The organism is Streptomyces sp. NBC_00019, assembly GCF_045041015.1.
Lineage (GTDB): Bacteria > Actinomycetota > Actinomycetes > Streptomycetales > Streptomycetaceae > Streptomyces.
Window position 1 is genome coordinate 397,035 of sequence record NZ_CP108302.1, and the last position, 14,215, is coordinate 411,249.

Consider the following 14,215-nt stretch of genomic DNA (forward strand, 5'->3'; position numbering starts at 1 on the left):
TGGTCAGGGCCGGGCTGCCACGGCTGCCGCGGCCGCGGCCAGCATGCGGTGCAGGACGGGGACGGGGATCGCCGGATTGGTGACCGCCGCACTTGCCGTGTCGCGGTCGTGCAGCAGCCCGGCAAGGACGCGGGCCGGCAGCCGCGGATTGCGCATCGCGGTCCCGCGGACGTGGGCTGTTGGGTCGTTCACAAGCCGCACCGCGTCCGCCGGTGACAGCCGGGGGTCCTCGGCCGCGCGGCGGCGCACCTCGGCTTCGGGATCGCGGGCGAGACGTGCGACGTCGGCAGGCGTGGACTGCGGATCGTCCAGGGCCAGGCGGCGCATTCGCCCGTCGGGGTCGCCGGCGTAGCGCAGCAGGTCCGTGTGGGGGAAGTTGGGGTGGCTGCGGGGGCGGCCGGGGTGGGTGAAGCTGCCGTCCCACCAGCGCCAGACCTCCAGCAGCATCTCGGCCGGTGCGTCATCGCACGATTCGGCGAGGAACAGGCGGACCGTCCGGTCCTCGTCCCGCGCCAGACGCTCCACGACGTCCGGTGGAAGATGCCGGGCACGGGCCACGCTTCGGCGGATGAGCGGATGGGACGATTCGGCGAGGCGGCGCATCGCGTCGGCGTCAGTGTGCAGGCTCTCGACCCAGGGCAGCGTGCGCGACATCGACGTCGGGTCGAAGTCGTGGCGCACCGCGGCACGTTGCTCCTCGTTGAGGTCGGGCCGCAGTGCCACTGCCGAGCGGATGTCGTCGTAGGGGTCCTGCGCCAGGACGGCAACGCCGTGGGCACTGAGCCGCGGGTTGAGCGCCAGCGCTCGACGTCCCTCCGCATCCTGGTCCCGGACCAGCTCCGCCTCCAGCTCGGGCGAGAGACGGCACTGTTCGAGGGCGCGCCGGGGCGCGGGCAGCGCGGCAAAGACCTCGCGAGGCATGGGGACGCCGGTGTGGTGGGCGAGCAGCGCCGCCGTACGGACCGCGTCGTCGGTGTCGGCCAGCAGTCGCGCCCGCAGCGGCGCGGCAAGGTCTTCCCACCGGGCGCAGGCAGTGCCCCGCACTCGGGGTTCGGCGTCGGTCACGAGGCTGGGCAGGTGGTGTGCGGGGAGCCCGGGGAGTTCGGCGGCCTGAGCGCGGGATGGGCCGGCGAGGAGGTCGTCGTACAGGTCCCCTGGGAGTTCGACGCCCCAGGCGCAGGCATGCTCGGCCCAGAGCACGCGCCGGCTCGGTGACGGTTCGGCGCGGACCAGGCGTACCCACTGATCGGGCGTGAGCTTGGGCCGGAAGGTGTCCGCAGGCCTCGAGCGCACCTGCGGATCGGGATGCGCCACGGCGGCGTCGAGTACGGCGTGCCGGTCGCATCCGTGCAAGAAGCCCACCTCCACGTCCAGCAGCCGGATCAGCAGCTCGTCCGGCGCGGCCGGATTGGACCCGATCCCCTCCGCCCAGTGCAAAGGCCATGCTGGCCGGCCGGGCACCGCCGCCCACACCTCGGCCCGCTCGGCCTCGGTCTCGCGCCCGGCGGCCGCGGCGGCCTCCTCCAGCCGCTCCGGCAGTCGGTCGAGGGCCGTCATCCGAGGCCCGTCCGCGCCGGGCACCTCCGCCAGCAGCACCTGCCCGTCGAGGGAGAGCGCCACGAACCCGGGGCCGCCGCTCAGCCCCGGCACGCCGCCCCCTTCGTAGCGGACCCGGGTCCACCAGGAGTCGTTGCCGCCGATCCGATATCCCAGGACCGCCACCAGGAACTCGCCGTCGGCTGCTGCAACGCGGCGCCACCACGCGGCGTCGAGAGCTTCCCGGACCGCGCCGTCCGGCGCCGCGATCCCCCGCGCGATCCGCCAGCCGGCCTCCGGCGACAACAGGCTGCCCGGGAGCACGTCCTCAACGACCGTCAGTCCGGCGCGTAGGAGCAGTTCGGTGAGTCCCGCTCGGTGTGGCACGCGGTCATGATCCCCGCCGGCCCGCAGTGGGACAAGGCCCTCAGCCCAGGCGCAACCGGCCCTCACCGGTGCACACGTCATTGGCTGCGGTGCCGCTGAGGGCCCGGCACACGATCCGTGAGCCGTCACCGTGCGTTGCCGTTCCTCGGCCTACTACGGCTGACCACAAGGCGCTCTGGCAGCGACGGCTAGGCTTTCCGGATGCCATCGGTGAGCATGCGTCATGCAGTTCGCGCGATCATCCTCGACGAAGACGACCGCATCCTCCTGTGCCGTTTTACGATCCCGGACCCGGCGGGGACAGTCGTGTGGGCGGCACCCGGCGGAGGAATCGAACCAGACGAGACGCCGCTAGGCGCGCTACGTCGCGAAGTGCGCGAAGAGGTAGGTCTCAGGATCGAGGCAGACCCGCCGCATGTGTGGCATCAGGAAGTCGTGGCGCCAGGTCACGCCCCCGGATACGACGGCGTGATCAATGACTACTTCCTCGTGCGCACGGTGCTGTTCGAGCCTCGCGGGGAGCTGTCTGACGACCAACTCGCGGCTGAGCACATCAGCGAGCTCAAGTGGTGGTCCCTGCCAGACGTCTCCGGCTATCACGGCCCTGATCTCTTCTCCCCCCGCGACCTTGCCGGACTGCTGCGCACGTTGATCACCTCAGGGACCCCGGCACGACCGGTGCCACTCGGCCTGTGAACGACGAACCGCCCTCTCACGCCTTGCGGGCCCGGCCGTATCTCTGCAGATCCATTGGCGACGGAGTCGTTCCCGCCTATCGCGGCCCCGACGGTTCGGCCGGCCGGATCGGCGGAGCCTTGGCATTCTTTGCGGCGACTGCCGCGACGGTTGCCAGGTCTTCGCCCGAGAAGCCGGCGCGGCTCAGCACTGCCAGAGATTTGTTCGTCGCCAGCGTGCACAACGCCAGCTCTGCCGCCTCCTGCTCACCGGCCCCCGCCGCCAGCAACGCCAGCTCCAGCCTCGCCCGCAAACCGTCGATCATGGCGCGGACCATCGCCTGGCCCTCCGCGTCAAGCGCCGGGAACTGCGTTGCCGACACCGTGAGCAGGCAGCCGTCCGGGACCGTCGGGTCGGCGATACGGTTCAGGGCGACCTGCAGGAAGTCGGCCACAACGGCGCTCGGGCTCGAGTGGGGGCCGGACAGTGCCTGCTCGTACAGCGGGTGGTAGGTCTGCGCGTACCGTTGGAGGCTTTTGCGGAAGAGGGCGCTCTTGTCGCCGAAGGTTCCGTAGAGCGAACCCCGGCCCAGGCCCGTGCCCTCGACCAGGCGATCGATCGAGGCCTCCGAATAACCCCAGCGCCAGAAGACGTGCATCGCACGTCGTAGCGCCTCGTCCACGTCGAATTGCTTGCGGCCTGCCATGGTCCGTCAGCCTACACATCTTGTACCGATCATTCAAAGATGGGTATGGTCGCCAGCATGACAACCCTGAGTTCGCTGCGGCTGCCTGACGGATTCCTTGACGTCTTCACCAGCCGGCTCATGGAGGTGAACGGACTGCGGCTGCACGCGGTCACCGGCGGAAACGGCCCGGCGCTGCTGCTGATCGGCGGGTGGCCCCAGACCTGGTACGCCTGGCGGGAGGTGATGCCCGCACTCGCCCGCCAGCACACCGTCGTCGCCGTCGACTCGCGCGGCGCCGGGCTCTCCGACAAGCCCGACGACGGGTACGACGCCGGCACACTGTCCGCCGATCTGGTCGCGTTGATGGCCGCGTTCGGGCACGACCGTTTCGACGTGGTCGGCCACGACATCGGCACGTGGACCGGATACGCCCTCGCCGCCGATCACCCCGCGCGGGTGGACCGGCTCGCCATCCTCGAAGCACTGATCCCCGGACTCACGCCGTCCCCGCCGTTCTTCGGCCCGGCCGCGGTCAACCTGAAGCTCTGGCAGTTCGGCTTCAACCAGCTCACCGACCTCAACGAGGAACTGGTCCAGGGACGGGAGCGGCTCTTCTTCGGCTGGCAATTCGCCACCAAGGCCGCCACCCCGGACGCGATACCCGCGTACGCCGTCGACGTCTACGTCGACGCGATCACCGCGGATCCTCGCGCGCTGCGGGCGAGCTTCGCGTACTACCAGGCACTGGACGAGACGATCGCGCAGAACGAGCAGCGCAGCAAGACCCGACTGAAGCTGCCGGTGCTCGCCCTCGGCGGCGCGCTGTGGAGCGGCGCGACTACCGCCCAGACGATGCGGCTGGCGGCCGACGACGTCACCGGGGTCGTCCTCGACGACTGCGGCCACTACCCGGCCGAGGAGCAGCCAGCGCGGTTTGTCGAGATCCTGGAGGACTTCCTCGCGACCAACCGGTAGCAGGCACGCCACACAGCTGAACTTCGCGAACGACAGGCGGAGCTTCACAAACTCCGCTACGCCGTCGAGCAGGCCTTCGCCCTCCTCCACCAGTTCAAACGCCTCGCCATCCGAAACGCCTCGCCATTTGGTGATGTGCGGCGGAACGAGGCGTCGCAGTCCGGGCAACGCGAGGCATCGGTAACGGGCGAGAAAGAGGGCTGGCCTTGCAGCAGCGAAACGGGGCAGCAGCACTGCATGAAGCCGCAACCGCGTTTCACGTTGGCCGCGACCACTCTTGATGCACCAGACGCCCATGAGCTGGCGCAGTTCTACCAGGACCTGCTCGGGTGGCCGATACGGAAGGAGGAAGCCAGCTGGGTTGAGATCGCTCCGCCCGATGGCAGTGCCGGGTTGTCGTTCCAGACAGAGCCGCTCTTCACACATCCGCAGTGGCCTTCTACGCGGTCGGAGCAGCAGATGATGATGCATCTGGACATCGAGGTGAATGATCTGTCACCAGCTGTCGAGCGTGCCCTTGCCCTGGGTGCGACTGTGGCGGACTTCCAGCCTCAGGTACTACAGCCGTGACTCGCGATCTCGCTTGTCGCGGGTGGCGTAGTGGCAGCGTTGTGCGCGTGCTTGGTGGGTTCGGCGCCAGCGTGACTGGATGATCACGATCGCCGGTGGTGGCGGTGTGGTGGCCCAGACGAGCCGGTTGAGCAGGCGGCGGATCTCCTCGGCGGTGTAGCGGATCAGCTTTTCAACGCGGCCCGACGGGCCCCCTTTTCGGGCGCCTGGGCAGGGTCGGCCGGTGCGGGCAACAGGTGGTGTCCGTCGGGTTCCTGGAGGTGGCGGCTGCGGGTGTCAGTGATCGTGAGGAAGGCGAGGGCGGCCATGGAAAGGGTGATGTGGCGGTGCCAGGCGTCCCAGGTGCGGACCTCATAGTGGTCCAGGCCGCAGTCGGACTTCGCGGTCTCGAAGCAGTCCTCGATTCCCCAGCGCAGGCCCATCACGCGGACGATCTCGCCGATCGGGGTGCCGGCTTTGGCGTGCACGGCGAAGTAGGCGATCTGTGTGGGGTCGGTGATCGAGCGTCGCACCAGCAGCAGGTGGACATGGCCGCGTCGGGGGCCGCCTTCGGCGCCGCCGGGCCAGGTGACGTCGGCCAGTGCCCAGTCGTAGGAGCGCAGACCCTTGGCTCCCACGCCGCAGGAGCGGCGTTCGAAGATCAGCGGGATACCGGCGGCCAGCTTGTCCACGCGCAGAGGCCCGGTGCCGTGGGTGGACACCGTCTCGTCCACCGGGACGGCCATGACATAGGGGATGCGGCGGCGCTCCAGTGCGCCACGGAGCTTGCGGTCCTGGCCGTAGGCGCTGTCGGCGGCTACCCAGCCGAAGGGCACTTTGGCCCGGCGGCACCGCTCGACCATGCGCCGGCCCAGTTCCGGTTTGGTCACCACTGCCTTCGCGCGCGCTCGGGGAATGTGCTGGGTGCGGCAGCGGCCGGCGTCGGCGCACCAGGCGGCGGGCAGGTACAACTCGCGGTCGATCAACGCGCGTCCAGTGTCGGTGGCGTACGCGCAGAACACCGCGACCTGGCAGTTCTCGATCTGGCCGGTGATCCCGGCGTACTGCGGGGCCACCCCGGCCGACATCCGGCCCTTCTTCAGGAACGCCGTCTCATCCAGTACCAGCACCCCGTCCGGCCGGGCCAGGAACTGGACGACGAACGACCGCAGGGCGTCACGGAGTTGATCCGCGCACCAAGTCGAGCGGGCCAGGAACCACTGGACCCGGTCCGGACTCGAGTGCCCGACATGCTCGGCGATCTGCCACCCGTTCTTGCGCTCGACCGGCGCCACCAGCGCCTTCACATAGGCCATCGCCATCCGACGCGGCTCGACCCGCCCGAAGACACCCGCCAAAGAGGCGAAGAAGTCATCGAACCAGCCCGCCCACACCTGCACCGCCCGCTCCGTACTCACGGACAGGTCAACGCATCACACGGCTACCGGACACGGACACGAGTCACGGCTGTAGTACAGGATGATGTCCGCGTCCTGTGCGACCCGGCGGGCCACCCGTTCTGCCTCTTCGTGCGCACCGCATCGAGTGCCTGACAGATTGGGTCAGGTGGTGAGTCTGCGGTAATTGATGAGGGCTGCGGCAATGGCGAGGAAGTGCTCGGCCTTGCGTTCATAACGGCGGTGCAGGCGTCGGCATCCAGCCAGGACACCGTCCTCTCCACGACCCAGCGATGGCGACCCAGCCGCTGCGAGGACTCGATGCCTTTGCGGGCGATGCGACGACGGATGCCCCGCTTGCGCAGCCAACGACGCACGTGGTCGTAGTCGTATCCCTGGTCGGCGTGGAGCCTGGCCGGCCGACGACGACCCGGGCCGCGCCGGGAGCGGATCGGCGGGATCCCGCCCACCAGTGGCTTCAGCCCGAGGCTGTCGTGCATGTTGGCGCCGGAGATACCCAGCGACAGAGGCATACCGTTCCGGTCCGTGATCAGGTGAATCCTCGATCCGCACTTGCCGCGGTCGGTCGGATTCGGTTCCGGTCAGCGGCCCCCCTTTTTACGGCTCTGAGGCTGACGGAGTCGATCGCGCACACCGCGACCAGTCCAGCTCACCCCGGGCGCCGAGCTCGTCCAGGAGGATGCGATGGAGCCTGGCCCAGACCCGGTCCCGGCTCCACTGCGCGAAATGCCGGTAGACCAGAATTGAGATCGAGGAGTGGAAGTGTCTCGCGGAATTGATCGAGAATACCTTTGACCACTTCAACGGGATGATGATTTTCATCATCCTGGAAGCGGCCGCGCGACGATGTCGATTCTCACTGTACGTTAACATCGCCTCCGCCCCCGAGCTCAATGCCTTCACCATTGCTGTGGCCGTGTGCCCACTGTTGGCGCTGCTGTTGTCAGTCGGACTGTTCAATCGCGCTTTGAAACGGCATCGCTTCCAAGCTGCCACATTTCATAGTTCCCACATTCTGCCGTGATCTCGGCCGTCGCCTGAGCCGCGGCGAAGAAGTCATCGACCACTGGCGAGGTGCGCGATGCCGCCACCGCGAGGCACACCTGTTCGGGTGCCAGATCCGGGATGGGCACATAGATGACGTCCGGATGCGAGTAGAACACGGACGCTGAACGGGCCAGGAACGAGATGCCCCGGCCGGCCGCGACATGCTCGAGCGTCTCGTCCACCCCTCGCACCAGGTACCCGGCGTTAGGGTGCGGGCACCTGGTGGGCTGCGTGCTCGGGTCGGCATGCCAGAGCAGCGGTTCGCCGGCCAGGTCGGCCTCGGTGACCTCCTCCTTGCCGGCCAACCGGTGGCCGGCGGGCAGCACCGCCACCCGCGGCTCGGTGTACAGCGGGGTGACGCGCAGGCCGGTCTCATCGATGGGCAGCCGCACATAGCCGACGTCGATGCGGCCGTCGAGCAGCATCGGGGCCTGGTCGTCCCCTTCGATCCGCTGCACGTCCACGACCACGTCCGGGTGCCGGGCCTCGAACGCCCGCGCCGCCGGGATGACCGGGATGCCGGCGCGGAAGCCGACCATCAGCCGCCGGCTGCCGCGGGCGGCCAGGGACACCCGGCGGCGGACCGCGTGCGCGGAGGCAAGCAGCGGACCGGCGTCGGACAGCAGTTGTCGGCCCGCGTCGGTCAGCGCGACGCCGTGGCGATCCCTGGTGAACAGCGAGGCGCCGAGATCCTGCTCAAGCGCGCGGATCTGCCGGCTGAGCACCGGCTGCGCGATGTGGAGCTCATCGGCGGCGCGGCTGAAGTGCAACTGGTCGGCCACGGCGGCGAAGTAACGCAATTTGCGCAGGTCCAGATCCATCGCGTCTCCCGGTCCGGTGATGCCTTCAGGGTATCACCACGGTTAAAAGAGGTCTTGGACACCCACTCAGGCCAATGGCAACCTGAATAGGTACCTATTGGGGCCGAGAGCGAATTCGGCACAAGAATTCGGCATCGGAACGCGATAGCAGGACTCAGACCCAAAATGAGCACAATATTTCGGATACCCATCAATTCAACGGAGCGATCATGGGAAAGCTCGATGGCAAGGTAGCGGTGATCACCGGTGGATCCACCGGCATGGCACTGGCCGGCGCCAAACTGTTCGTCGAGGAAGGAGCGCACGTCTTCATCCAGGCCCGACGGCAGGAAGCACTGGACGACGCCGTCAAGCTGATCGGCCGCAACGTCACCGCCGTCCAGGGTGACGCGGCCGAACTGGACGACCTGGACCGCTTGTACGACACCGTCAAGCGGGAAAAGGGCTCGATCGACGTGCTGTGGGCCAGCGCCGGGATGGGCGAACCCGCCGCCCTCGGCGAGATCACCGAGGAACAGTTCCACCGCGCCTTCTGGCTCAACGCGCGCGGCACCCTGTTCACCGTGCAGAAGGCACTGCCGCTGTTCAACGACAACGGCTCGATCTTCATGACCGGATCCAACGCCTCCCTCGGTGCCTTCCCCGGTTGGAGCTTGTACGCGGGAAGCAGAGCCGTTCAGCAGGCCTGGGCCCGCGTCTGGCTCAACGAACTGCGCGACCGCAAGATCCGGGTCAACGTCCTGACCCCTGGCCAGGTCGCCACCGCCAAACAGGAAGAACTGTTCGACGAGGCAACCAGGGCCGCATTCGAGTCCCTCATCCCCCGCGGAAAGATGGGCCGCCCCGAAGAAATCGCCACCGTCGCCCTGTTCCTCGCCTCCGACGACTCCAGCTACGTCAACGGCCTGGAACTGATCACCGACGGCGGCACCACCGCCATCTGAACCACACCAGGAATGCCGCGGGCACCCCCCACAACAACCCGGTCGCCACAACGAACTCATCTCGCACGCGGACATCCGCAACACGCCGAAGTGTTGCGCGGGCTCCGAATTCGCGTGCCGACGAGCCGGAAGCGCCGGGAAAGGCACGGCAGTTGACCCAGAAGCGTCGCGGCCAACGTCGTGCGCCTGACCTGGCACGAGCGAGACAGAGCGACACCTCAAGAACAGGAAGAGAGCACACCTCATGAGCAGCATCACCCTTATCGGTACGGGGAACATGGCCCGTACCATCGGCACGCTCGCGGTGGCGGGCGGCAACACCGTCGAGGTCATGGGACGCGATCAGTCCAAGGCCGACGCCCTGGCCAAGACTCTGGGCGGCGGCGCGACGACGGGCAAGTGGGGCGCCGTCCCGGCCGGGGACATCGTCATCACGGCCCTGTTGTACGACGGCGTCGTTCCGGTCGTCGCCGAGTACGCAGACGCCCTCGCGGGCAAGGTCATCGTCGACATCAGCAACCCCTTCAACGCCACGTTCGACGGACTGGCCCACAGCGAGGAGACCTCGATCGCGCAGGAAGTCGCCAAGGTGGCCCCGGCCGGCGCCAGCGTGGTGAAGGCGTTCAACACCATTTTCCGTAATGTCCTGGAGAAGGGCCGGCCCAACGTCTTCATCGCTGGCGACGATGCGCAGGCCAAGACGGACGTGGCGGCATTCATCGAGAGCCTCGGGCTGCGCCCGCTGGACATCGGCGGCCTGAAAATGGCGCACTGGCTCGAAGGAATGGGCCTGGTCACGGTGAGCCTCGCCGGCAACGGGGTTGGCCACTGGGACTTCGCCCTCGGCATCAACGAATTCACCGGCTGAGCCCCCGGGGCCGAGCAGTCGGCGAACAGCGCGCCGTGCGCCCTGACCACGGCTGATGGATCACCGACCCGCTGATGTCGAATATCAACGTTGGCGAACGATCCTGCCCGAGGAAACCCTCGCGATGAAGCTCGGTTTCGTGATTCCCCTTCTCGGGCCCGCCATCAGCGGCGCCCCCTGAACCGCTCCGGGATCGGTGGAGCCTCCGGACTGTCCCGAGTTGGGGCTGGAGTTGGACCGTGTCCACCGCCGGCGACGAGGCGCAGGCAAAAACACGCGCGCGGCGTTCTCCGAGAGCCTGGAACTGCGCCCGATGGACACCGGGCAGCTGACACTGGCGCGGACGCTAAAGAACGTCACCCTCTTGCAGCTGGGCCTCGTCGCCCACTCCGTCAAGCACCCCAACTTCTTCCTCGGCGTCAGCATTCTCAGCTGACCGCACCCGCACCACCACTTCTCGCGCCACATCACGCCAGCCGATCTACGGCACGAGGAGAACAGACCCTCCACCTACTCTCACCAGGAGCAGCAGCATGCGCGTTTTCGTCACTGGCGGGACCGGCCATACCGGTTCGTACATCATCCCCGAGCTCATCACCGCCGGACATGAGGTCACCGGCCTGGCCCGGTCCGACACGGCCGCGGCGGCGGTGTCCGCGCTCGGCGCGAAGGTGCGTCGCGGCGACCTCGAGGACCTCGATGGACTCAAGGATGCGGCTGCGGACTCCGACGGCGTCATCCACGTCGCGCACAGGCAAGACCTGCTTCCCTCCGGCGGGATCGACGCCGTGGCCGCCGCGGAGCTCCCGATCATGCTCGCGTACGGCGAGGCACTGGCGGGAACCGGAAAGCCACTGGTCACGGCGGGGAGCATCGGCTCGCCAGGGAACCTGGGCCGACCGGCCACCGAGGAGGACCCAGCCCTTCCCGGCGGCGATGAGTACCAGGGCACCCTGCGGGTTCGCAACGTCGTGGAAACCGCCGTGATCGGCCTCGCTGAGCAGGGAGTACGGTCTTCGGTCGTGCGGATTGCCAACATCGCGCACAGCACGACCGATCGTGCCGGCTTCCTCGTGCAGCTGATCGCGCTCGCGAAGGCAAAGGGTTTCGTCGGCTACCCCGGAGACGGCGCGAACCTGTGGAACGCCGTGCACATCCGCGATGCCGCCTCCTTGTTCCGCTTGGCGCTGGAGAAGGGACCGGCCGGCAAACACTGGCACGCGGTTGGCGACGGGGCCATCCCCCTCCGCGAGATCGCCGAGGCCATTGCCAGCCGTCTGGGCCTGCCCGCCGTCAGCGTTCCCGCGGACGTACTGATGGTGCCGGGATACTTCGGGTTCCTCGCGAACATCGTCACGCAGAACTACCCGGCGTCCAACCTCATCACCCGCCGGACCCTCGGCTGGGAACCCGCTCAGCCCGGCCTGCTCGCCGATCTGGACAACGGCCACTACTTCTCCGCCAGCTGACGGCAGGGACCCGAATCACAACGAGTCCGGCACATGACAAGGGTTCGGCTCTTCTGGAGGGACGCGGAGACTGTGACGGCTGCGGGATTCACCTGACATCCAGACGCGACACCGGCTCGACCAGCAGACCAAGCAGGGGCAGCACTGCCACGCGATCCATGACGGCGTCAAGGCCACGCTCTCGCAGAACGTCCAGGCCCACGGTCTGCGACGTTCCCGCGAGCGCGGCCTCGCCCAGCACGTGCTCTCCACCTCTCCCGGCCATGCCGCTTGTGCGCCGCCTCGCAACACCAGCCCGCCGGCAGCTCATTCAGACCTCCACAGAGACCTGGACCTGCGCATCCTTCGAGCTCAAACGAGCGGCGGCCGCTGAGCGACCGATACCGGAGTACGGTGGCGTTACCGAGCGCACCTCGCACGCCGTCATCCATTTCGGCGTCGCCCTCGGGGAACGGCAATGCCGGAGCACTTCGCGTCCGGTCGGAAATGAGCCGCCCCACATGAGTCTGATGAGCCTCGGAGTACTCGCCTCCTCCCACAAGGAGAACGAGTTCCGACTGCCGCTGCACCCCCACCATCTCCACCGGATCACCCCGGCCATACGCGAGAGGATCTTCCTCGAACAGGGCTACGGCGAACGGTTCGGCGTCGCCGACGACGCCCTGCGACCACTCGTCGCCGGCCTGCGCTCCCGCGAGCAACTCCTCGCCGAGAGCGACATCGTCCTGCTGCCCAAACCGATGCACGACGACATCGCCGAGCTGCGCGAGGGCCAGGTGCTGTGGGGATGGCCGCACTGCGTGCAGGACGAGAAGATGACCCAGATCGGCATCGACAATCGGCTGACCCTGATCGCCTGGGAAGCCATGAACCACTGGACCTCCACGGGCGCCTTCAGCGTCCATGTGTTCCACAAGAACAACGAGCTCGCCGGCTACTGCTCGGTGCTGCACGCCCTCCAGCTCGGCGGGCTGACCGGTAGTTACGGGCGCCGCCTGCGGGCGGTGGTCATCAGCTTCGGCGCCACGGCGCGCGGAGCGGTCACGGGCCTGGGCGCCATGGGAGTCTCCGACGTCACCGTGCTGACCCAACGTGCCGCGGCAGCGGTGGCGTCACCGATGCCCTCGGTCGTGATGGGTCACTTCGAGGAGCAGGAGGGCGATCCGTCGCGCCTGCAGGCCGTCACCGCGGCCGGTTCCCAGCCCCTCGCGGAGTATCTGGCCGGGTTCGACATCATCGTCAACTGTGTCCTGCAGGACACCGACGCGCCGCTCATGTTCGTCACCGACGAGGAACTCGCCCTCTTCCGGCCGGGAACCTTCTTCATCGACGTTGCCTGCGACGAGGACATGGGCTTCGCATGGGCCCGCCCGACCACGTTCGGCGAGCCCATGCTCTCGGTGGGATCCGGCTGCCACTACTACGCGGTGGATCACAGCCCGTCCCACCTGTGGAACTCCGCCACCTGGGAAATTAGCGAGGCGCTCCTTCCCTACCTGCACAAGGTCATGAGCGGCCCCACGGCATGGGACACCGACACCACCATCAAAAAGGCCATCGAGATCCGCGACGGCGTCGTCCAGAACCCAAAGATCCTCTCCTTCCAACACCGCTCAGCCACCTACCCCCACTCCCCCGAGGCCCCGACGACCCGGCTGACGTAACAGACAGATTGAGAGGCGCCCGATATCACCGGCTCACGTCTCCACCTGGTTTTCGGTGATGGCGGAGTGATCTTGGTGAGGCCGGCATCTCCATCCTCGGCATCCTCCCCGCGGAAGACTTCCACCGCCCGCTACGACGATCCGATCGCGGTTGTGCCCCTCTCCCGCCAGGTGCCTGACGCTGTGCGGTGATCCAGGTAGCGAGAACGAGTGCCGGGTCGGTCTGCCGCGGGGCACCGATCGAGAGGAGTCATGCGCCGCGTCGCGGACACCCGCGACTGGGACGCGGACACCACAGCCGAGCATGAGCACTCAGTCGTGCCCGGGTCGCGATGCTCGCCTGGAAGCGGAAGGGAAAGACGAGTCGGATGGGCACGTTGACGGGATGGGAACGGACTCTGGAGCGGGTCGAGGAAGCGCTGCTGGCGCAGATCTTCCCGAAGGAACCGGTCGAGGTGGTCGACGCGCTGCGGCGTGAGTGCGACAGCCAAGCCGTGGTGTGCAGTCGGAGCCGGGTAGTGGTGCCGAACGCTTACGACGTGGAGCTCGCCGAGCACGTCCATGACGAGCTGAGCCGTAGCGGCGTCGGCGTAGGGCAGGCCCTCACCGACAGGCTGGCGGGGCACGGCGAGAAGAAGGGGTACGAATGGGCGGGGCCATTGGTCGTGCACGTCACCAGGTCCTGCGACGTCCCCAACCGGCGGTACCGCGTGACGAGCAGGGTCATGCCTCACGTCAGGGCCGATGGGTTCCAGTTGCGCTGACGGGCCGTCGCCGGCGTTCACACGAAACAGGCGGTGCGGATTGTGGAGATGATCCGGCGTACAGATGCCCCGAACGTGAACAGGCCAGGGCTCCCATTCGACGCCTGAACGCCTCAGCCCTCTGCGTCCCTTCTTGGAGGGTACTGGTGCCGCTAGGCCTCGCCGACGTTGTCCTTGCGACGTCGAGCTGGTGCACGACCCGCATCGTGCGGCCGCACTGCGCGATCACCGCCAGCACCCCTGCGACCTACAATCGCGAGAACTCGCTGGTGCACCTCGCGGACTGGAAGCGATGGACTGCTGAGCAGCGCACCGACGCAGCCTACGGGTTCGCGGTCGGTGCGGGCCGTACCGTCAAGGGCCCCTACATCGCCTACTTCGACTACGGCCGCGGCTGAACGGTGCGCCGA

The 14,215-nt window shown here is 68.0% G+C and carries 14 protein-coding genes and 2 pseudogenes; 10 read left to right on the plus strand and 6 right to left on the minus strand.

The window, feature by feature from the left end:
* Positions 1-3: 3 nt before the first annotated feature.
* Positions 4-1,923, minus strand: coding sequence for a hypothetical protein (locus OHU89_RS01860; protein WP_405639165.1), 1,920 nt, complete (start codon positions 1,921-1,923; stop codon positions 4-6).
* A 201-nt stretch (positions 1,924-2,124) separates the two neighbouring features.
* Here OHU89_RS01860 and OHU89_RS01865 point away from each other — a divergent pair, with 201 nt between their 5' ends.
* A complete protein-coding gene (locus OHU89_RS01865) occupies positions 2,125-2,619 on the plus strand; it encodes an NUDIX hydrolase (RefSeq protein ID WP_405639167.1) in 495 nt (164 codons plus the stop codon).
* 76 nt (positions 2,620-2,695) lie between these two features.
* On the opposite strand, the gene OHU89_RS01870 is transcribed toward OHU89_RS01865, so the two are convergent.
* Positions 2,696-3,304 (minus strand): TetR/AcrR family transcriptional regulator, encoded by a 609-nt coding sequence (locus tag OHU89_RS01870; protein WP_405639169.1) that lies wholly within the window; start codon positions 3,302-3,304, stop codon positions 2,696-2,698.
* A gap of 57 nt (positions 3,305-3,361) precedes the next feature.
* On the opposite strand from OHU89_RS01870, the gene OHU89_RS01875 reads away from it, so the two are divergent.
* Positions 3,362-4,261 (plus strand): alpha/beta fold hydrolase, encoded by a 900-nt coding sequence (locus OHU89_RS01875; RefSeq protein ID WP_405639171.1) that lies wholly within the window; start codon positions 3,362-3,364, stop codon positions 4,259-4,261.
* Positions 4,262-4,498: 237 nt separating this feature from the next.
* Positions 4,499-4,831, plus strand: a complete 333-nt coding sequence (locus OHU89_RS01880; RefSeq protein WP_405639173.1) for a VOC family protein — start codon at positions 4,499-4,501, stop codon at positions 4,829-4,831.
* 281 nt (positions 4,832-5,112) lie between these two features.
* On the opposite strand, the pseudogene OHU89_RS01885 reads toward OHU89_RS01880, so the two are convergent.
* From OHU89_RS01885 to OHU89_RS01895, 3 genes and pseudogenes are all read right to left on the minus strand, one after another.
* Positions 5,113-6,210, minus strand: a pseudogene (locus OHU89_RS01885) (IS701 family transposase); the annotation flags it as partial.
* A gap of 162 nt (positions 6,211-6,372) precedes the next feature.
* Positions 6,373-6,954: pseudogene (locus OHU89_RS01890) on the minus strand (IS5 family transposase); the annotation flags it as partial.
* Between the two features lie 230 nt (positions 6,955-7,184).
* The gene (locus tag OHU89_RS01895) at positions 7,185-8,096 is read right to left on the minus strand and encodes a LysR family transcriptional regulator (RefSeq protein ID WP_405639175.1); all 912 of its coding nucleotides are present in this window, start codon (positions 8,094-8,096) and stop codon (positions 7,185-7,187) included.
* Between the two features lie 209 nt (positions 8,097-8,305).
* Here OHU89_RS01895 and OHU89_RS01900 point away from each other — a divergent pair, with 209 nt between their 5' ends.
* The 4 genes from OHU89_RS01900 to OHU89_RS01915 all read left to right on the plus strand — a co-directional run bounded on the left by OHU89_RS01900 (position 8,306) and on the right by OHU89_RS01915 (position 11,377).
* A complete protein-coding gene (locus OHU89_RS01900) occupies positions 8,306-9,040 on the plus strand; it encodes an SDR family NAD(P)-dependent oxidoreductase (RefSeq protein ID WP_405639177.1) in 735 nt (244 codons plus the stop codon).
* A gap of 244 nt (positions 9,041-9,284) precedes the next feature.
* Positions 9,285-9,908, plus strand: a complete 624-nt coding sequence (locus tag OHU89_RS01905; protein ID WP_405639179.1) for an NADPH-dependent F420 reductase — start codon at positions 9,285-9,287, stop codon at positions 9,906-9,908.
* A gap of 220 nt (positions 9,909-10,128) precedes the next feature.
* On the plus strand, positions 10,129-10,344 hold the full coding sequence (locus OHU89_RS01910; RefSeq protein ID WP_405639181.1) for a hypothetical protein: 216 nt from the start codon (positions 10,129-10,131) through the stop codon (positions 10,342-10,344).
* Positions 10,345-10,441: 97 nt separating this feature from the next.
* Positions 10,442-11,377: an SDR family oxidoreductase gene (locus OHU89_RS01915; protein ID WP_405639183.1), complete on the plus strand. Its 936-nt coding sequence runs from the start codon at positions 10,442-10,444 to the stop codon at positions 11,375-11,377.
* An 88-nt stretch (positions 11,378-11,465) separates the two neighbouring features.
* On the opposite strand, the gene OHU89_RS01920 is transcribed toward OHU89_RS01915, so the two are convergent.
* Positions 11,466-11,618, minus strand: coding sequence for a hypothetical protein (locus tag OHU89_RS01920; protein WP_405639185.1), 153 nt, complete (start codon positions 11,616-11,618; stop codon positions 11,466-11,468).
* Between the two features lie 259 nt (positions 11,619-11,877).
* Between OHU89_RS01920 and OHU89_RS01925 the strand changes: the two genes are divergently transcribed.
* The 3 genes from OHU89_RS01925 to OHU89_RS01935 all read left to right on the plus strand — a co-directional run bounded on the left by OHU89_RS01925 (position 11,878) and on the right by OHU89_RS01935 (position 14,203).
* Entirely contained in the window at positions 11,878-13,041 is a 1,164-nt protein-coding gene (locus OHU89_RS01925; RefSeq protein ID WP_405639187.1) for a N(5)-(carboxyethyl)ornithine synthase, read from the plus strand.
* A 368-nt stretch (positions 13,042-13,409) separates the two neighbouring features.
* Entirely contained in the window at positions 13,410-13,805 is a 396-nt protein-coding gene (locus OHU89_RS01930; protein WP_405639189.1) for a DUF3662 domain-containing protein, read from the plus strand.
* A 146-nt stretch (positions 13,806-13,951) separates the two neighbouring features.
* A complete protein-coding gene (locus tag OHU89_RS01935) occupies positions 13,952-14,203 on the plus strand; it encodes a hypothetical protein (RefSeq protein WP_405639191.1) in 252 nt (83 codons plus the stop codon).
* Positions 14,204-14,215 lie beyond the last annotated feature (12 nt).